This window comes from Bradyrhizobium sp. 26S5 (genome assembly GCF_036923295.1).
Classification (GTDB): Bacteria; Pseudomonadota; Alphaproteobacteria; order Rhizobiales; family Xanthobacteraceae; genus Bradyrhizobium; species Bradyrhizobium septentrionale.
The window spans coordinates 1,396,852-1,416,044 of the sequence record NZ_CP145948.1 but is presented as its reverse complement, the minus strand read 5'-3'; the positions used below and the strand labels follow the sequence as shown (position 1 = coordinate 1,416,044).

General features: G+C 58.3%; 17 protein-coding genes and 1 pseudogene. 13 read left to right on the top strand and 5 right to left on the bottom strand.

The window, feature by feature from the left end:
- The first annotated feature begins 282 nt into the window (after window positions 1-282).
- The 12 genes and pseudogenes from V5279_RS06765 to V5279_RS06710 all read left to right on the top strand — a co-directional run.
- Window positions 283-582 carry a hypothetical protein gene (locus V5279_RS06765; RefSeq protein ID WP_338696022.1) on the top strand — a complete coding sequence of 100 codons (300 nt, stop codon included), beginning with the start codon at window positions 283-285 and terminating at the stop codon, window positions 580-582.
- 42 nt (window positions 583-624) lie between these two features.
- Window positions 625-816 (top strand): hypothetical protein, encoded by a 192-nt coding sequence (locus tag V5279_RS06760; RefSeq protein WP_014498042.1) that lies wholly within the window; start codon window positions 625-627, stop codon window positions 814-816.
- Window positions 817-934: 118 nt separating this feature from the next.
- Window positions 935-1,828: a SctD/MshK family protein gene (locus V5279_RS06755; protein WP_176529069.1), complete on the top strand. Its 894-nt coding sequence runs from the start codon at window positions 935-937 to the stop codon at window positions 1,826-1,828.
- A gap of 33 nt (window positions 1,829-1,861) precedes the next feature.
- Complete coding sequence (locus tag V5279_RS06750) at window positions 1,862-2,398, top strand: hypothetical protein (RefSeq protein ID WP_176529068.1); 537 nt, start codon at window positions 1,862-1,864, stop codon at window positions 2,396-2,398.
- Window positions 2,399-2,400: 2 nt separating this feature from the next.
- Window positions 2,401-2,826, top strand: coding sequence for a tetratricopeptide repeat protein (locus V5279_RS06745; protein WP_166106204.1), 426 nt, complete (start codon window positions 2,401-2,403; stop codon window positions 2,824-2,826).
- Between the two features lie 8 nt (window positions 2,827-2,834).
- Window positions 2,835-4,952: a type III secretion system export apparatus subunit SctV gene (gene sctV, locus V5279_RS06740; RefSeq protein ID WP_166104774.1), complete on the top strand. Its 2,118-nt coding sequence runs from the start codon at window positions 2,835-2,837 to the stop codon at window positions 4,950-4,952.
- Window positions 4,953-5,160: 208 nt separating this feature from the next.
- Complete coding sequence (locus V5279_RS06735) at window positions 5,161-5,565, top strand: tetratricopeptide repeat protein (RefSeq protein ID WP_338696015.1); 405 nt, start codon at window positions 5,161-5,163, stop codon at window positions 5,563-5,565.
- A 572-nt stretch (window positions 5,566-6,137) separates the two neighbouring features.
- The gene (locus V5279_RS06730; protein WP_338696013.1) at window positions 6,138-6,344 is read left to right on the top strand and encodes a hypothetical protein; all 207 of its coding nucleotides are present in this window, start codon (window positions 6,138-6,140) and stop codon (window positions 6,342-6,344) included.
- Window positions 6,345-6,897: 553 nt separating this feature from the next.
- A complete protein-coding gene (locus tag V5279_RS06725; RefSeq protein WP_338696011.1) occupies window positions 6,898-7,452 on the top strand; it encodes a hypothetical protein in 555 nt (184 codons plus the stop codon).
- Between the two features lie 1,693 nt (window positions 7,453-9,145).
- Entirely contained in the window at window positions 9,146-9,895 is a 750-nt protein-coding gene (locus V5279_RS06720) for a hypothetical protein (protein ID WP_029084301.1), read from the top strand.
- Between the two features lie 59 nt (window positions 9,896-9,954).
- Window positions 9,955-10,674: a hypothetical protein gene (locus tag V5279_RS06715; protein WP_338701893.1), complete on the top strand. Its 720-nt coding sequence runs from the start codon at window positions 9,955-9,957 to the stop codon at window positions 10,672-10,674.
- A 240-nt stretch (window positions 10,675-10,914) separates the two neighbouring features.
- Window positions 10,915-11,442: pseudogene (locus V5279_RS06710) on the top strand (IS630 family transposase); the annotation flags it as partial.
- A gap of 325 nt (window positions 11,443-11,767) precedes the next feature.
- Here the strand turns inward: V5279_RS06710 and V5279_RS06705 are convergent.
- The 5 genes from V5279_RS06705 to V5279_RS06685 all read right to left on the bottom strand — a co-directional run bounded on the left by V5279_RS06705 (window position 11,768) and on the right by V5279_RS06685 (window position 16,492).
- Window positions 11,768-12,013, bottom strand: a complete 246-nt coding sequence (locus V5279_RS06705) for a hypothetical protein (RefSeq protein ID WP_338696009.1) — start codon at window positions 12,011-12,013, stop codon at window positions 11,768-11,770.
- Between the two features lie 168 nt (window positions 12,014-12,181).
- A complete protein-coding gene (locus V5279_RS06700) occupies window positions 12,182-12,700 on the bottom strand; it encodes a hypothetical protein (protein ID WP_338696007.1) in 519 nt (172 codons plus the stop codon).
- A gap of 228 nt (window positions 12,701-12,928) precedes the next feature.
- Window positions 12,929-13,771 (bottom strand): IS21-like element helper ATPase IstB, encoded by an 843-nt coding sequence (istB, locus tag V5279_RS06695; RefSeq protein ID WP_176535476.1) that lies wholly within the window; start codon window positions 13,769-13,771, stop codon window positions 12,929-12,931.
- A complete protein-coding gene (gene istA / locus V5279_RS06690) occupies window positions 13,768-15,300 on the bottom strand; it encodes an IS21 family transposase (protein WP_422389058.1) in 1,533 nt (510 codons plus the stop codon). Before istA ends, istB begins: the two co-directional genes overlap by 4 nt.
- Before the next feature lie 148 nt (window positions 15,301-15,448).
- Window positions 15,449-16,492 (bottom strand): hypothetical protein, encoded by a 1,044-nt coding sequence (locus tag V5279_RS06685; RefSeq protein ID WP_338696004.1) that lies wholly within the window; start codon window positions 16,490-16,492, stop codon window positions 15,449-15,451.
- A 930-nt stretch (window positions 16,493-17,422) separates the two neighbouring features.
- On the opposite strand from V5279_RS06685, the gene V5279_RS06680 reads away from it, so the two are divergent.
- Complete coding sequence (locus V5279_RS06680; protein WP_338696002.1) at window positions 17,423-17,713, top strand: hypothetical protein; 291 nt, start codon at window positions 17,423-17,425, stop codon at window positions 17,711-17,713.
- The last annotated feature ends 1,480 nt before the right edge of the window (window positions 17,714-19,193 follow it).

Here is a 19,193-nt window from a genome sequence, read left to right as displayed (position 1 = left end):
CTTCGCTGCAAGCTTCACCAGACCAACGAATTGCGCCTGACGCGCAGGCACGTTCGCCGCGCCGATATCGGCTCGGCGTCAGGATGATCATACGCGCGGCCAGGGAGGCAAATGAAGCTTGCAAGCTGTCAGCAGGTGATGAGCTTCTGCAAAGTGCCGCCCAATGTTCTGGAACGCGAGACTCGTCAGCTTCTCGAAAGGTAGCACTCCTAGCATGAGGCCGCTGAACTGTAGGCGAGGAGTCGTCTATTGAGCGTAACAAGACGAGCATAGGAGAAGTCGATGATTGGAGAAATGATCGGAAGCGCTGCCGGCGGACGGTTGGGCGGACCTGCCGGAGCTGCGATTGGTTCCGCCGTGGGCGGGGCCCTTGATCACGCCTTTGGAAAGGTGATCCACAAGCTGGGGTCCGAAGATAGTCACCCCGACAAAGCTGCCGACAACAAGAACGCTGAAGCGAGCAACGTACAGCCCAAGACCGATGGTCTCGGCAAGAACGCAGAGCTGAGCCTGAGCAGTCTGGGGGGCGAGCACGTCTTTCTTTCTATTCCTGCCATCGTATCATCGGCCCGCCCGACGTAGCAGGCCACAACTACGACACACGACAAAGAAAGGTGAATAGACATGGCGGTTAATAGTGTTGGCGGTAACGGTGCCGCTCCTGCTACTCAGCAGACCCAGGATGCCGGTTTCCAGAACCAGATGGCTGAGTTCGAGCGTGTTAGCCAAAAAGTTCAGGCCCAGGCCGTGGCAATGCGCAGAATTACGACCGAGCTCTCTTCCGAGAAGAAGGTCGCCGACGAACGCGTCCAGTAAATCTGCAAGGCGGTTGGCTCACCGAGTCGCTACCGTGTCCGCGCAGTGAATGACGAACTCTGCAAGAGCCGTGCGGCGAACTGCCGTACGGCTTGTCTCGTTATTCAGGAGATGATCCGTGAGCGAATCGATTTCTCTCGAGTTTGAGGTCTTATCGGGACTCTATGCCGGGCTTAGGGGCAAAACCGCTATTGGGGCCAGCCTCATCGGCAGCGGCCTCGATGCCGATTTGATCTTCTTTGAACAAGGGCTCGAACCGCGCCACCTTCGCATCACCCCGCATACCAATTCGATCGAGATCGAGGCCCTTGCAGCCAATATCAGACTGGACGGCCGCGAGAATATGCCCCCAGGCGAGCGCGTTAGTGTTCCTCTTCCTGCCGTCGTTCATGTCGGCGCCATGTCCATTCGCTGGTCGACGCAAGATTTGCCGCAAGGTGGCTCAAGCAACCGCTCTTTTATCTGGATCGTGGTGCTCAGCCTCGTCTTGCTCAGCTCCATGGCGATCGGCGCCGTCTCGCCCATATTCGCCCCTGACGATAACGCAGTGCCGCCGAGCACAGACGCATCGCCTGTGGCCGACATTGCCGCCAAACCAGCCATCAATCGTCTGGATGCGAAGGCCGCTGATGCAACTGCCGAATTGCTGCGGCAGGAGGTTGAACGAGGGGGCCTTCTTAATATCAAGGTCGGTTCGGGGCACGGCGTCGTGACCGCGGAAGGAACCGTAACCCCAGCCCTTGGCGCAAAATGGCAGGAAATCCAGCAATGGTTTGATCATCAAACCAACGGAACTCCTGCCCTTGTGAACGCGGTCACCGTCAAGGACGAAAAGGCGCCGCCCTCAATCTCGGTCCAAGCGGTTTGGCGCGGAAGCGAACGTTATCTTCTTATCGGCGGCCAGAAGTATTTCGTGGGAGCGCTGCTGAGCAATGGATGGACCGTCGATCGAATCGAGGATGGACGAGTGCTGCTCAGTCGGAACGGCCGCTTCGCTGCACTTCCCTATTAATGTTTTCGCCCTGCAGGAAGAAAGGAGAAGCCTATGGCCCGACTGCCCCAGCACCCTGTAGGGTCCGGCCCCTTGTCGCAGGGGTATGACGCGGGGGAGCATGCATCGGTCAACGGCCCGACCACCCCGAAAGCCGACCACATCGAAGTCGCGGGCGCTCATGCAGATGGCGCCACGAAACAGGCGTCGTGGCGAGACGCATCCGCTCAGGATCTGACAATTGATCCTGCGAGCGAAGCCGCGCTCGAGGTCGGCCCGATCGATGCAATCTCGCGCGTCACTCTCTTCGAGAGGGCTGCTGGCGCAAATGAAATCGACCCCCGCGCTGTACTTGCCTCACTTTATGGCCACAATCTGTCACAAGGCCTGCTCTCCTTCGTCATTCCACGCCTGCGTCATCCGGACGTGCTGCGCGCAGACAGGCATGGTGCTCTTCTGGAGCGCTTAACGCAAACGCTGGAATCAACGCCAGACGACAAGACGGCCGGCGAATGCTTGGCGATCCTGCAGCAAGAACTGCGGCGGTTCCTTCTGCTCCGGCAAAATCAGAACAGCTTGATCAAGGGCTAGCCATGATCGAATCGGATCGAGTGCAGGATGTCCGCACCTCGGCCCCGGACGTTTCCAAGTCCGGCGATATCCTGCTGATCTCCGGGCCGGAGCGTGACCTGCTCTGCGCCCTCTCCTATGTCCACCTCGCGTGCGGGCAGAGCGCACAAAGTCTGGCCCTGCTACGAATCGCAGCCCGCGAACATTCCCAGGATGTCGATCTGCTCCGAATTCTGGCCTACACCCTCATCTCGGAGGGCCTTGGTGACGAAGCACTTGAGGTGCTCGATCAGCTGGACGCCGTTGATGCTCACCCGTCTTCACGCGTGCCTTTGACGCTCCTGCGCAGTCAAGCGCTGCGGGAGGCTGGCCGCATGACCGAGGCCCGCGATGTCTTCCGACGCTATGTGTCATTGCGCGGCAGCACCGCTCTCATCAAGCAGAAATAGGGACCTTCATGGCCAACGCCTTGCGTAAATTCATCCTGCGCGCGCCGGCTCATCCGGATTTTATGGTCGCGTTGATGCTGCTTCTGGCGATCGGCATGATGATCATGCCGATCCCGATCATCGTGATCGACATGCTGATCGGCTTCAATCTTGGCTTTGCCATATTGCTGCTGATGGTTGCCCTCTATCTCAGCACAGCGCTTGATTTTTCCTCGTTGCCGGGCGTCATCCTTATCTCGACGGTATTTCGTCTCTCGCTGACCATCGCAACCACGCGGCTTATTCTTGCGGAGGGTGACGCAGGCAGCATTATCCACACCTTTGGCGACTTCGTAATATCAGGGAATATCGCTGTCGGAGTCGTCATATTCCTGATCGTGACCATGGTGCAGTTCATGGTTCTTGCGAAAGGCGCCGAGCGCGTCGCAGAGGTTTCTGCGCGCTTCACGCTCGACGCGCTGCCGGGCAAACAGATGGCGATAGACGCGGAGCTGCGCAATAACCATATCGATCAACACGAAGCGCGTCGCCGGCGCGCGGCACTGGAGCAAGAGAGCCAACTTCATGGCGCCATGGATGGTGCCATGAAGTTTGTCAAGGGCGACGCGATCGCTGGCCTGATCGTCATCTGCATCAACATGCTGGGTGGGATCAGTATCGGCCTGCTGTCCAAGGGTATGTCGCTCGATGAGGCGCTGCACCAATATACGCTGCTGACAATAGGGGATGCGCTCATCTCGCAGATCCCGGCGCTGCTGCTGTCGATCACGGCCGCAACCATCGTCACGCGTGTGAACGGGCCTTCCAAGCTCAGACTTGGTGCCGATATTGTCAACCAACTCACGGCAAGCACACAAGCCCTTCGCTTAGCCGCTTGCGTCTTGCTCTTGATGGGACTCGTTCCCGGCTTCCCTTTGCCGCCGTTCGTCATTCTAGCTGGGCTCTTCGCTGCAGCGAGCTATGTCAGGGTTGGGGCGAAAAGCGACAAGACGGCAGGTAAGACAAGTGCAGATGCCGCCGCTTCCGCTCGGGCTCTAGCACAGACGCAGGAACAAGCTGTTCATGCGGAGGCACTTCCGATCGCGCTATTCCTCGCGCCGGACCTGACGTATTTAATCGACAAGAACGAGCTGGAACAGTGCATCGCGCGCGTTTCGACGCTGGTATCGGCGGATCTTGGCATAACGGTCCCGCGTATCCCGGCTCAGGTCGATCAGCATCTGTCCAAGTCGCAGTTCAGGGTAGATGTCGACAGCGTGCCGGTGGAACGGGATGTAATCGATCCGACGCAACTCGCGCTCAACGACGATGTGGCGAACATCGAATTGAGCGGCATCCCCTTTCGACAAGAGCCGGAGACGAATCGGGTCTGGATCGAAGAAGGTCATGCGGCCGCCCTCAAAGCCGCGGGAATCGGATATCACCGTCCGAGCGAAATTCTTGCCTTGCGTCTCCACTTCACATTGACACGCTATGCACAGCGCTTGGTAGGCATTCAAGAAACCCGCCAATTGCTTGGCCGAATGGAGCAGGAATACGCTGATCTGGTCAAGGAAGTGCTGCGTACGACCACCGTTCCTCGGATCGCCGAGGTCCTGCGCCGCCTACTCGATGAGGGCATTCCAATTCGCAACACCCGACTACTGCTGGAAGCCCTGGCAGAATGGAGTGAACGCGAGCAAAATGCGGTCCTGCTCACCGAATATGTTCGTGCCACCTTGAAACGGCAGATCTGTTTTCGCTATGCCAATGCCCATCGGGTTGTGGCCGCCTTTATCATCGAGCGCGAGACCGAGGATATTGTCCGCGGCGCGGTGCGCGAAACCGCTGTCGGTCCATACCTCGTTTTGGACGATTGGCAGAGCGAGAAGCTGCTTGCACAATTCCGTCAGATCCATTCGACCATCGCTCGAAGTCAGAGCCAACCCATTATTCTCGGTTCGATGGATATCCGTCGTTTTGTACGAGGCTTTCTCACCCGCAACGGAATCGATTTGCCCGTTCTGTCCTATCAGGATCTCGCTTCGGATTTCACCGTCCAGCCGATTGGGTCCGTCAAGCTTCCGGCTGCCAAGGATAAGGCCGCTTCCTCGGAGCGTGGCGGGCTCCTTACCGCGCCGACTTAACAGAACGCAGCCGCTTATCCCGAGATGGCCCATGACTCCATATGCGATCAGCGTCGGGCGGCGCTTGTGCTCCTTTGGTCCGGGCTCGTGCCCAGCTCTTCTCGCCATATTGCTGCTATCAGCTTGTGCCGGCTCGGAGCGGTCGGCGCTCTCCCCGCAGCAGACATCCACATCAGATCCAGCAGGCGCCGTGGAGATTGATCCTGCCATGCGTGAGCGCATTGTTCGCGCCATCGATCGGGATGCTGACGAGCAGACTTTACGCGACACGTTGAGGCAACAACCGGACAACGTCGATGCGGCGATTCCTCTTGCTCGGGCCCTGCTGGGACGCAGATCCCCAGATGATGCGCTTGAGGTGCTCGACGCGCTCTTACTGGTCGTACCTGGCGACCTGCGCGCGCTGAATGCCAAGGGTGTTGTGCTCGACCACGAGGGCCGCCATCGCGAGGCACAAGCGCTATACCGCCAAGCTCTTGAAACAGCTCCCGCAAATGCGATGTTGCGTAACAACCTCAAACTCTCGCTCGCACTTGAAAGCAAAACGGAGAGCGGGAACACAGACCCACGGCCGCTAACGGACGGCCGGCATGCGTTGACCCGCTCGAGATGAGTTGGCGAACAGCAGCGAAGCGCCGATGCTGCCTGCCGGTCAGCTTGCCGACAGCAAATGTTGCCTATGAGTCGCGCGGAGACTGAAGAGACAGGCTCCGCCAAGCAACGTCGCCGAGAGGAATGCAACTCGCCATGTATAATCGCATTAGTGACTCTTCCATCGCCTACCCCGCAAGCATTTCCGAGGCAGATGAACTGGGAAACCGCACTGAGGATAGCCGAAGCTTCGCAGACATGTTTTCGTAAATGCGGCTAGGCTCGTCTGGTCAGCACGCTGGCTCATCTTCGACGGGAAGCCGGCCGTACTTTCTCGGTTCCGAGCCCCGGTGGTTGAGATCTCAAAGTCCACCTTCGAGAATGAGCTAGTTAGAGGAGTTTTATGGCGACGATATCGGGCATATCGCTACGCATCCGCAGCGGTACTCAGATCCAATCTCCCAAAAAGCCCAACGCACGGCGGATATCGCGTTTCGCTTCGGCAGGAAAGCCGGATCGGAACAGGCGCGATATTTCAGCTATCAGCTGGGCAACAAAAGCGTTGGACTTCTTCGAACCGAGCTCGGAGGCCTCATGAGCGAGCTCTTCAAAGGCGACAACGCGTGGCGGGAGAAGTTCCCTAGACGAGATGAAATCACGTCAAGGATAGATTTCCGAGTTACCCATCCACTTGTCGATAACGCAGGCGATATTCTGCTGGAACATCAGCTTCGGCTCGATGGCGACGAACCGCCCGTCCTGTCTCACTCGATCAACCCGGAAGCGAAAGCTCGCGCCTGAGCATTGGGCTTCGTTGAGGTAAGCGATTCGATGATGGTGCTTGAACCTACCAAGCGCGCGGACAGGTGTAAGAAGAGCGAAGATGGACAATGGCAGCGAGAGGGCAGACCACCCTTGTATCTTGCCGCAACTGAAGACAGAGCCGGCAGTGATGCTGGGCGGCCCCAGAACTCAGCGACTCCCGCGCAGGATCCGTACGATGATGGATACGACTTCATGTAGATCGCGCCGCTCACGATGAGACAACTCAGGTGGTCAGCAAGATGGATTCTCGCACTGGTCCGACTCGACTCTGATACAATTCGAGGTACTCTTTGATCACTGACACCAAGCATCCCGCGCGGGAATGGACCCGGTGGCGGCATGGAGTTCAAACCACACCAGGAACGGCATGCCATTTGACGCCGCGGCCTGACGCTTCACTGAAGGCACCTCCACACTGCTCAAGTTGCGAAGATTCCGCAGCCTGACGTTGCACCCCGCCAGAACAAGGAGGCGACGCCCGCATTCTGCGTGTAGTAAGTAGGCTTTGCGGGTTTTCGGACTATAGACCATGCGTACGCCGGGACGCTCGCACCGCCCACGACAGGAGCACTCGGATGATCATGCCGGTTCGCCGAAACTGGAATCCAGACGAATTGTTCCATGGTCTACAATGCTCACCGCCGAACCATCGGTTGTACGCGCACGTTGGGACAAATTGTGGCCTGATCTGTACACAGAATATGACGCCACGCATCAGAGGCAAGAATTACAGGTCCGAAATCTGGACATTACCGATGACGCTGAGGCGTTTTTTCAAGCTGGGCGGCCGACGAAGAACGTCACACCGATGGATTCATCCGCATCATTGAACTTGTCGCTAACGGATCCGAAAACGCGCTACGCGCGCTATCGAGACACTCGATCGCATGATTTTGATCCGATCGGTGCACACCTGAATGACGAATTCTCCTTGATGGTTATGATCGCATTTGATGAGATGTGCACTTGCCCCGCCTATGCTGCCGAAAAGTCGTTCTATGATGGACTTGGAAACGACACGTTCCATTATTGGCTCAGAGAAAGTGATTGCCGACGAGGCGGTTCACTCAATGAACGCCGTTGACGTTATTCGCGCTCATACAGCGACCGCATTGGCGAAGTCGCCGCAATTCTCGACAACCTCATCAGGCGCGTTACCGACAATCTGAATTATTCTAGAACCTTCGTCCTGGATTATTTCGGCGGAGTGTACGATAGAGAGATGTTTGCCAGCTCCCGTCTCGCTGTGATGAGAAACGTTGCCAAGCCAATCGCGGTGTAGAGAGAGGTGGATGGAGCCATCGGCCACGACCCATGGCACCGCGCAGCAATCGAGCAGCCGTGCACGACGGCCTGAGCCGGACAGCTTATTGGACGGCGCAGCCTCATAGGCTCTTTGCACAGATGCGCATCCAAATCAATCTCACAGCGAGCCTGAAAAGCTAAACCGTCGCTCTCATTGCCCTGCGATCCGCCGTGCGCCGCAAGTCGCCATCCTTGCTCAGTTGCTGCCGAGTTCACGTCCATTTCACCTGCAATATCGTGTTCGTGACCTTCTCACGGTTGAGCGCGCTGCCAAGAAGGTAAACTCCGCGTTTTGTTTTGCAGTCACTTGACCACGCAGTGCGCCCATCGAGAGCCGTCGAGCAATCGGTCCAGCTTTGCTCGGCTGCTTGCGAACGGTGTGCGGCTCCCGCTTTGTCGGCTTCCTTGGCCGCGACGGAACTTGGCCCCGATGTAACGAAAGGCGATCGCCATTGAGTATGGAGCTCCGTGGCGACCGAGGTGCGAGGCGCCGCTCCTGGTTCCCTCCACTCGATGGCGCGCACCGCCTGAGCGGCTCTGCACACCATACAATCCAAAGTCAGCTTGATGCTGAGCTCCATGAAGGCTCTCACTGACAAATATTCATCTGGGTCGAGCTGCGCACATCGTGCCGGCGACGCCAGCTCTGCTAACGAACGGCAACTGGGCCGAGAAGCCCACAGGGGAATGGGCCGAGCCCCCAAGCAGCGGCTTGCGGACCAGCCCGGCTGAGGTGGCTCGGCCGATGCCCTCCTGTCCAGGCCCGCGAAGAAAGGCTGGCACCGACCGGATAACATCCGCCGAAACAGTCATCGCTGAAGCTGCGGCAGGCGGCGGCGCCCGCCTGTTTGGCGGATGCGTCTGACCTAGCCCTATTCTGCATCGCGACATGTTCCTGTCAACTTGGTGGATGAGGAAAAACCACAAGGCGCGTCTTAGGGAAGTCCTGCGAATTGCGGAACGGCACACCTTGCAACGACTGCCAATCTGCCGAGCTGCAGACAGAGGACGACTTTCATCAAAGTTTTCTGGGCAGCGTTCGGTCCTGCTCCGCAGCCTCGACGCAAGCCCACCTCATAGCACCGCCTCGATCAGTTCGATCAACGCTTGAATCTGACGCTACGTGCGATTCCCGCCATTTCATGCTGATCGAGAATCGGCAGCATCAAGTAGCTAATGGTGATCGCGGTGATCACCACCCGCGCACAGTTGTTTCCTCGAGAACTTCCCTTCAGCTACTCGCAAACCTCTCGTGGAGTACGATCACGAGTGATTAGTTGCTGTTCTCGACCTACATTCTCACTGCAATCAAGTGGCCTCTGCCGCTCGCTGTTGCAGAATATTCATCAATTGCGCGGCTCCCGCATCAAAGATGCCATTGCCCCTTCTTTCTGCCATGTTCGCGTCCAAAGCAGAGGCTCGCCGAGCGCGTACTTCGCGCGCGGCAACAGCGAGTGTCTCAGGAGATTTTCATGGTGAAGCCAGTTGTGATTGTGGTGGGTGCGGACAAGGGAGGAGTCGGAAAGACGACCGTATCACGAACGCTTCTGGACTACTTCAGCGTCAATAAGGTGCAAACACGCGCATTCGACACGGAGTCGCCGCGGGGAACGCTGAAGCGCTTCTATCCCGAGATCACCGAGATCGTCGATATGACAACCACCGCGGACCAGATGAAGATTTTCGATACCCTAAATTCAGGGCTATCCGTCACCGTCATCGATGCTCGCGCCGGCTTATTGTCCTCAGCACTGGCCTCCTTGCGCGACATCGGCTTTTTGGATTCGGCGCGGTCCGGCCAGATCACCTTTGCCGTATTCCATATCTTGGGATCATCCATCGCTTCTCTGGACGAGATCGCTGAGACCGCGACCTTCATGAGCGGCGCAAAGTACTATCTGGTCAAGAACTTCATCAACGACACTCAGTTCTTTCAGTGGGACCAATCGACCTACAACTCCTATTTTCACCGCATCAAGCATGCGACCGAGTTGACCATACCGAAACTCAACGAGATGGCCTATGAGCAGGTCGAAGTCGCTTCCGTCCCATTCGTGGACTTCGTCGCAAACAAGGGGCGGAACGATGAGCCAGCGAACAACTCCTTCGTGCTGCGCGGTTATGTCCGGCACTGGCTGGCAAATGTCTGGAGGGAATTTGACCGTATCAACTTGACGGAGCTGGCCGGCGCCAGGTCAGCCACCCAGGCTGGCGAGAAGTAATCCGATTCTCGGCGCGCTCCGGGTTGAGCCACGTACCAAACAACATTGATCTGCTGGCTATGTTAGCGACCCCACTCTACATCATCTGCTCTCCTAGCCCGCAGGTCGGCAAAACCCTCATCGCTCGCCTCGTAAGCGAGTTCTTGCTGCTGAAACATGGCACCGCGTTGTCGTTTGATGTCAATCTGAAGGAGCCGTCATTGCTCGATTACCTTCCCAACATCACGGAGACCGCAAATGTGATTGATACTTACGGCAAGATGCAGCTGATGGACCCACTGATCATCCACGATCGGGTAGCCAAGGTGATCGACCTCGGCTTTCATGCCTTCGACGAGTTCTTCAAGATGTGCGAGGAGATTGGCTTCATCAAAGAGACGGCGCGCTGCTATGTCGCCCCTATCATCTTGTTCGTCGCTGGCACTGACCGCATCTCCATGCGAAGTTATGAAATGCTGCGGCAAAGGATTCCGACGCCGGCGCTAGTCACTGTGCACAATGAATTTGTGCTCCGCGGAGAATTACCTGGAGCGATGGATGGCGAGCGGGTACTTCGGATTGCCGCGCTGCCGCCGTTTCTCAAGAGATATATCGACCGACTTAGCTTCTCATTCACCGGGTATCTGCGCAACGAGAAGGACTGGTCTACCGAACTACATCAGTGGATCCGCGGAAATTACACTATGTTTCGCGATCTGGAATCCAGTATGATCCTGCGGGGCCCCTATCGATCTCGGGCGACGAACATCGCGAGCCTAAGGAGCACAAGGGCCACGTGAGGTTCTGTCTCGCCGTCCATTTCGATTAGAGATGAACGTATGCAACTACCAGATTCATTGCCGGGATCGCCGAGTCGAGAGCACTCCGTTTTGTCGTGATCGTCCGCGGCAGCGCTTACGCCGAACGGCCGATCCGGACACGCCGGCTCTCGGAAAGATCAGTGACCAGCTGACGTTGCGAGGAGCCAGACGTATCGACGGCTCTTCCATCAAGTGGTGCTTCACAGCTAGGCCGGACTTGATCCGGGCCGGCTCGTCTTCATCGATGAGACTTGGATCAAGACCAACATGGCCCCTTTGCGGGGCTAGGGCCCCAAGGGCGCACGCCTGCGCGGCTTCGCCCCGCACGGTCACTGGCGTACCCTCACATTCCTCGGCGCGCTCCGCCATGACCAACTCACGGCACCCTGCGTCTTCGACGGCCCGGTCAACGGCGAATGCTTCTGCGCTTATGTGAAGCACCTTCTCCTGCCAACCCTGCGCGAAGGCGACATCGTCATTCTCGAGAACCTCGGAAGCCATAAGTCGAAAGCTGTCAGGCAGATGATCCAGGCTGCTGGCGCCAGGCTCTGGTACCTGCCGCCATACTCGCCCGACCTCAACCCGATCGAACAGGCCTTCTCCAAGATCAAACACTGGATGCGGCAGGCTCAGAGGCGCACCGTCGAAGACACTTGGCGCCACATCGGTCACCTCGTTCAGGACATCCAGCCTCGCGAATGCGCAAACTACTTCGCAAACGCAGGTCATGCTTCAGTCAAAATGTGAAACGCTCTAGCGACAGGAACCGCATGCCGAAGCGACCTGCCGCAGCTCTTGAAAAGCCCAAAGCTCATCCGCTGTAACGTTGCTGACCCCCACCACGAGGCGGCACCCGCCCTCGACGTAATCAACAAAAGCTATCCTATGTCTTCTTGGATGAAGAACTGCCGTCTCGCTTGACATCAGCCGCGAGGATCGATCTTCCAACATCGCTCATGGCGATCACAGATAGAGGCCGGCAAACGCCCATGGCCCGAGTCATGATCGCACGCGTGTTCAGGTCAACAATTGAGCATCTGCAGCGATACGATAGGTGCTTCTTAAGGCCCAGTCACTGCAGTCGATCCGCACCGCGACCGATGAACTCAAGCACCGACTGCGCGTTGCTGATCTCGCGTGAGACGCGATTCAATATCCGGATTGCCGCCTCTTCCGTCGCGATCAGTCCCGCACTCTCGCAGGCGATCCCGAAATGATGCATGACCTGTTCGATGGAGGGTACGATACGGTTCTGCAACAAGCTGGTCGTCAATGATGAGAGCATGTGGTCGACGACATCCTTTTCAGCCTCGATCAACAATTGCGTCCCTTCTGATTGTTTACTCACTTCTGTGTGATGTGACGCTCCCGATCACATCATTAGGAGCTCGCCGCGTCGATTCGTTGTGTCGCGGAGTCGCTGCATGATACGCATTGAACAGCGCAACCGGGAGATTTCTTTGCTCGATTACCTCGGCTGCTGGGACTACTTCTCCTCAGTACGGAGCTGCGCTGCTCCAGTTTGCGTAAGTTTCAGCTGCCTGATGATCTCCGCTATCGCCTGGTGGCGGGCAGCGTCTTGCGGCCATTTACTGAAGCCATCCAGCAGATTCTCCGAATCCGGCTTGGTAAAGTCAAAGAGCCGGATACCGCGGCCAAGGACCTCATTGATGACTGCGATCGTGGCTTGGCGAGCGGCGCTCTCTCGCGGCCATCTGTTGAAACCGATCACTATCCCCCTGAGGTCCTGGGCAGAGAAATCTGAGAGCCCGGTCCCGCGCTCGGTGCGGCGAAGCACCTCGCCCGCGAGCATAACGGTCACTTGAGCACACGGCAGCTCCTCCGGCCAATTGCTGAAGCCGTTCACTAGATTCGCCAGCCCCTGCTGTGAAAAATCGTCTAACTGGGTAGCACGGCGCAAGACCTCACGAGCGAGTGCGACCGCGGCGCGGCGAACGGCCAGCTCCTCCGGCCACTTGCTAAAACCGTTCACCAGGTTTGCCAACCCCTGCTGCGTAAGATCGCGGAGTTGCGCAGCACGGCGAAGAACCTCCCCAGCGATCGCGACTGTAGCCTTACGACAGACCGCATCTTCCGGCCATTTGCAAAAGCCTATAGCGCGACAATCAGGATGAGAGCGGCGCGTCAATCAAGATGAGACGAGGCGGCCGAGTCAGGAGATAATTGACGCTGGCCGCCTACTTGGCAAGCGTTGATTGACGCTGCGCGACAATCAAGCGGCGCTGCCAGCGTCAATCACAGTCTTGTCGAGTTCGTTGGGGGTCGTGTGAACAGGTGGCCGGCCTGGACCGCGCTTGCGATCGAGGGCAACTTTTCGACGGTAACTTTCGACGTTCATCTCGAGGATCGTGGCGTGGTGGACCAAACGATCGATGGCAGCCAACGTCATTGCCTGGTCCGGGAAGATACGCCCCCATTCGCCAAATGGCTGATTGGCCGTGATCAGCAGCGAGCGTCGTTCGTAGCGGGCGGCGATCAACTCGAACAGCACACTGGTTTCCGCCTGATCCTTGCTCACATATGTGATGTCGTCGAGGATCAGGAGGTCATAGCGATCGAGTTTGGCGATCGCGGACTCCAGCGCCAGCTCGCGCCGCGCGACCTGCAGCCGTTGCACCAGATCAGTGGTGCGCGCGAAGAGAACGCGCCAACCGTTCTCGACGAGAGCCAGGCCGATCGCCGTGCCGAGATGGGTCTTGCCGCCGCCCGGTGGACCGAACAAGAGCAAATTGGCGCCGGCCTTCAACCAGGCGTCGCCAGCGGCGAGCGCCATCGCCTGTGCCTTTGATAGCATCGGCACGCTTTCGAAGTCGAAGGTGGCGAGCGTCTTGCCGGCGGGCAAACGCGCTTCCACCATGTGTCGCTCGATCCGACGGCGGGTGCGATCGGCCGCCTCGTGCTCGGCAAGGGCGGCGAGGAAGCGGGCGGCAGGCCACCCTTCCTTGTCCGACTGTGCGGCGAGCTTCGGCCAGATCGCCTTGACGCCCGGCAGGCGGAGCTCATTGAGAAGCAGCTCGACACGGGCAGCATCGACGGAGGTAGCGATACCGGTCATGCTGCCTCTCCCAGGTTCGAGCGGCCCGACATGACGCTGACGGAGGCGAGTTCATCGTAGACGTCGAGCGGCGCCAGCTTGACGGCGACACGCGGGATCGAGGCCGCCTCGGGTCGGAAGCGGTCGCGCAGCGCGGCAAGATCGGGTAACTGTCCGGCGTCCAGATCCATCGCGATCACCTCGGCGAGTTCTGCTTCGCAGGCGCGCTCGTGAGCCAGCGCCAGAAGCTCGACCGTCACCTTGCAGGCGCGCCGGTCATCACCATGCTCCCGCAAGGTCTCGAACAGACGTTTGTAAGCTGCACGCGGGAAGAGTTGGTCGCGATAAACGAGATTGAGGAGCGCCATCGGCTTGCGCCGCAGGGCATGGATGACGTGCCGGTAATCCACAACATGACCGCCCTGGCTCTCGGACACAGGCCGACCGCGCCGCAGCGTCACGACCGGCGTGACGCCAAGGAAGCATTCGAGCCGGTCGTCGAAGATGCGCACACGCAGGCGATGGCCGATCAATCTTGAAGGCACGGTGTAGAATACGCGCCGCAGGATGAAGCCGCCTGACGACGTCACCGGGATCACTTTCTCCTCGAAGTCGGTCGTGCGGCCTTTTGGCAGCGGCGCCAAGGCCTCCTTCTCGAGCGCGATCGGCTTGGCGAGGTTGGCGTTGCGCCGGCCGACAATCTCGTCGACAAAAGCCCGGTACGCATCGAGACTGGCGAACTCGCGCGTCCCCCGCAGCAACAGCGCATCTTCCAGTGCCCGCTTGAGATGGCCGTGCGCGCTCTCGATCGAGCCGTTCTCATGTGCGATGCCCGCATTGTTGCGCGTTGGCGCCATGCCATAGTGGCCCATCAGCCCGGCGTAGCGCTGCGTCAGATCCCCCCGTGCGTCGGCGGCCAGATTGCGGAATGCTGCCGACAGGCTGTCGCTGCGATGCTCCCGCGGCACGCCGCCAAGCGCCCACAGCGCGTTCTGCAAGCCCTCCGCCAGGGCGACGAAGCTTTCGCCGCCGAGCACGACATGGACATGCTCGAAGCCGGAGAACGCCAACCGGAAGTGATAGAGCCGGTGATCGAGCGGCTCACCCGCGATGGTAATACCGAGCGCGCTCACGTCGGTGAAGTCGGACAGACCCAGGCGGCCGGGCTCGTGCTGCTGGCGGAAGATCACGTCCTGTTCGGGGCCGTTGAGCGCCCGCCAGGCGTTGATGCGCCGCTCCAGCGTGCGGCGGATGTTCGGGTTCAAGTCATGATGCCGTCGGCGCAGCTCGTCCAGCACGCCGATCACGCGGATGCCGGGCGCAGCCTTCAGGATCGGAACGATCTCGGCGTCCCAATACTGCCCGAGCGGATCGGACCGGCGCCGGCCCCTCGGCGTCTTCTTCTGCGATGGCGGGCGACAATCGCCCTCGATTCGATACGCGCTTGCCTTCGAGAACCCCGCCTTGGCCGCGGCGGCCTCGGGGGACAGTGTCAGTCGGTACGTCATGTACAGCCTCATCTGGTGGTCGGTGATGTGGAGGCCAGGCAAGGCATCGATTCCCTCTTGTCGAGACGAACCAACAGCTTGCACCAGCCGCACCCGGCCGCCAGACGGGTCCAAAAACGCGCGACGCCGATGGGGACGGTCCTCCGGTCGGGCTGCGCCCTCCCTTCGGTCCGTCCCCATCGGCGCAGTCTCACCTTGATTGTCGCTGGAGTCTCACCCTGATCGCCGCCGCGCAAAAGCCGTTCACCAGGTTCGCCAGCCCTTGTTGGGTATAATGAGGAAGCTGGGTGGCACGGCGCAGGAGTTCACTTGCGATCGCGACTGTCGCCTGACGAGAGACCGCGTCATCTGGCCATTTACTGAAGCCATTCACCAAATTCGCCAGATCCTGCTCGCTAAACTCACGAAACCGGGCGGCACGTCCAAGGACTTCACCCGCGATCGCGACTGTAACTTGACCGTAGGGCCGCTCATCTGGCCACTTGCTGAAACCGTTCACCAGGATGGCCAATCCCTGCTGCGCAAAAGCGCGGAGTCGACCGGGACGGCGCACGATTTCAAGTGCCAGCGCGGCCGCAGCTTGGCGCGAGGTCACTTCTTCCGGCCATTTGCTGAAACCGTTGACCAGACTCACCAACCCTTGCTGTGTAAAGTCAGAGAGCTGGTGGTGGCGGTTCGCACGGCGAATAACCTCACCCGCGATTGCGACGGCGGCCTGGCGAAAGTCGGCCTCTTCTGGCCATTTGCTGAAACCGTTTATCAGCGCTGCCAGGCTCAGATTGTTCAGCTCTTGAAGCGACCTGCTTTCCTCGCGACAAAGCCTAGCTATTCGGATCGCTCCATAGTGACATTCCGAGCTTCTGGAGTGCCGGCCGAATGACGCTGCAAAGATAGATAGGGCCCTGATTCCGATTTTCGCCATCAGAGCATGGTCAATCTGCGACACGCGAGAAGCGATCTTTTCGCAAGCGTCCCGCCCCGGCTGACCTCCGGCTTTTCGACTCACCGCGTTGCACGTCGTGGCATAGCCCCACGATCTTTCGGCACGGATGCTGTCCTCGAAGCTTGGCAAGAATCTAGATTGAAACTCAACGGCCGCTTTCTGCAGAAACACCAGTTGGTCTGCCTTGCGGAGCTGCTTGTCGCGCGCGACCACTACGGTTGAGAATTCAACGATGTCACGAGCACGATCAATTTCGCTTAGCGCCGTCGTCAGGTTAGCTTCAGCGGACATACGACCTCCGAGCTTTCACCACGGCGCACCGTGCGGCCACGCGCTCAATGTGACCGATCATCGCCTCTGGCTGGCAATTAGCCACCTATGCAATTGGAGCATCTCCTTGCAAGCTCCCGGCTGTTCACTCAGCTCGCTGTCGCCGCGACGAGACACACGGTTGCAGCTGTTGTCACTCCTGTCCGTAGCATTCTATCGTCTCACGCAATATCGCGACTTCGTTCTTTCCACCCCGATCGACAATGACAGAACGGCGTCGTCCCGCCGAGGATGCAGCCGACTTTCCTGCCCGTCGCCCAAGCGAGAACATCGGCAAATAGTGAGCCATCCTGCCCGATCATTATCGCCAATAAATCGTAGACGCCTGCCAACCGCCTTTGTCTTTACACCTCTGCGAGGTTACAACCTGACGCAACGCTAGATTCAGGCTGCTAAATCGGCATTGCGACGCGGACGGCGTCAGCCGCCGATCTTCTCTCGTTCAACACTATTTTAAATGCCATTTTACGATCTGCTCGCAGAGGTCTCAAGCTCGGCGCGTGCCGCTTACTCGATCGAGTTGCGGGTGCTCATCTTATTCCCTTTGCGAGAAAACATCACCGCTATGCGAATCCCATGATGGGGTAAGCGCCGCCCCTCACTGTTAAATCTTCTATGGACACAGATGGAACGCAGGAATAATGCAACCTACACGATTCAACGCCGGAAAACGCAGCAATCTGCTGCAAATTCTAGTCCCACGCACATCGTAAGATGATATGCGATTGATAAGAACCTTGCATACGTTGAATCGCTCACCACATTTTGCCGGGGAATGGCAGCAAGCCGCAAGTTCTCAGACGCAATCAATCGGCGTGAATGTGGGGCCATGGATCGGCTGCGCACTGCAGACGGTGCACTTAATACTCCAATGCCAGGTGAACATCCGCGATGATTTCGATTGACGATCGATTAAGTGAGCTCAGGTGGATACGGAACGAGATCTGGCGCTGTCGTAGGTTGCTCGAAACGGAGCTGCCCGGTGCGGAGCGCGAGGTCGTTGAGAAGCGTCTGCTTGAACAACTTTCTGACTTTAAGCGGCTCTTGCAGGTCGCAATTCCCTTGACTTTATGCTCTGAAGTTAATTCGACCAAGATCGCCACAATCGGCTCCACTGAAGCGCCCATCGAGAGCGCCGCAATGGCATCAACCGACCGCTTCGGAATGTCGATTGGTAGCTGATATGAACGGCTGCTCGTGCTCGAGAAGCCCCTTCGAAGGGCGAGCGCGGAGCGCTCTGAGTTGAAGACCGCCATGGGTTGAACCGCGCGACCCTAACCCAAACATGCAAGCCGATAGATCCCCCGGACCAGTTGGTGCGAACCGATGGCTTATTTACTGCGGCCTCGCACGCCGCCGAATTGACTGCAGCGCTGATAACGAGCGCAACAGCACCGCAATTACCATCTTTAGATCACATTAAAACCTCGCACATGCTTGCGCTTTGATTGCCTAGCGACGCCTATGGCGTCGTAGCGCGCACGTACCCGCTGGAAGATCAGATGCAACCAGTTAGGCGACGCTTTTAGCCCGATTGACTTTCGAGAACCAGCGTGGCGAAAGCTCCGGCGCCCTATCAATTCTGGCACGTCACTGTGGTTGATATTGCAAAATTGCCGCGCCGGCGGCATCATTCCCGATGCGGGACGATCGGCTGGCTGTTGACGCCTGGTTTCGATCTTCCGCTTCTCATCGCCGCGGTGGGCATCACTCGGCGACATTCGATACGCAAGCTTTTGAAATTGTCCTTCAGACAAAACATGGCCGCGTCTATATCTCCACGTCCTGTGAAGTGATCACAGAAGCGCATCACATCTGGTCTGCAAGACGTCAAGACCTCCTCTGACCTCAGATCCCGAGCGCGGGCGTTCCCTGTACACCACGTGGCCGCAATCGCAATCGCTGCAAGGCCGGCTGGATAGCGAAGCGCCCGGTAAGCCCAACTCGTTAGTGGCTCCCCATTCAACAAGAACTCCCTAGACTGCATATCCTTCACTATCGTTCTTTGCGCCACGCGCAACATATGGAAAAGGCCACTGCAACGGTAGCAGCGGTCCTGCTATTGTGGACCCGGCTTTGCAACACTTGCGAGTCATTGTTGCACCACGCGCAATAGAATTGTTGCGGGCCACAGAACAATAGAGATTGGCTGCATTTGCAGATCCCGCAGCCCGTTCTGGATCTTGAGACATTCGCGATGTTATGTTCCTTACTAATGTTCCGTTCTGCAAAGGCGTCCGATCCTCCTTAGCAAGGCCCACACCTACAACCTGACGCTACGGTCGATTCAAGCACTTTGATCGTCGAAGCCACTGTCACAACGTTCTTGGCTGGAATATTTATAGCTTGACGTGAGCGAGTAATGCGCACTCCACGCGGCAGCGCGCACGAAAACGCCATTTGATGTCGGCCGATGATCGCGGCCCACCGTTGATAGCGCAGCGTATTATTGAAGGCGTCGCAACGGCACAGCGGATCCATCGAATCGATCGCCCGATTGCGTCAAAGCTGCTCGTTTTGTTCGGCGTCTGACCAATGTCTTGAAACCTGCACGGTCGAAGAACGCCGGACCGACAGCGCACGACCTGAGCACACAGGTTCGAAGCGTAGACCAGAACTCCTTTGGTCGGGGCTAGTGGTTGTCGGTCTGTGACGGGCGCCC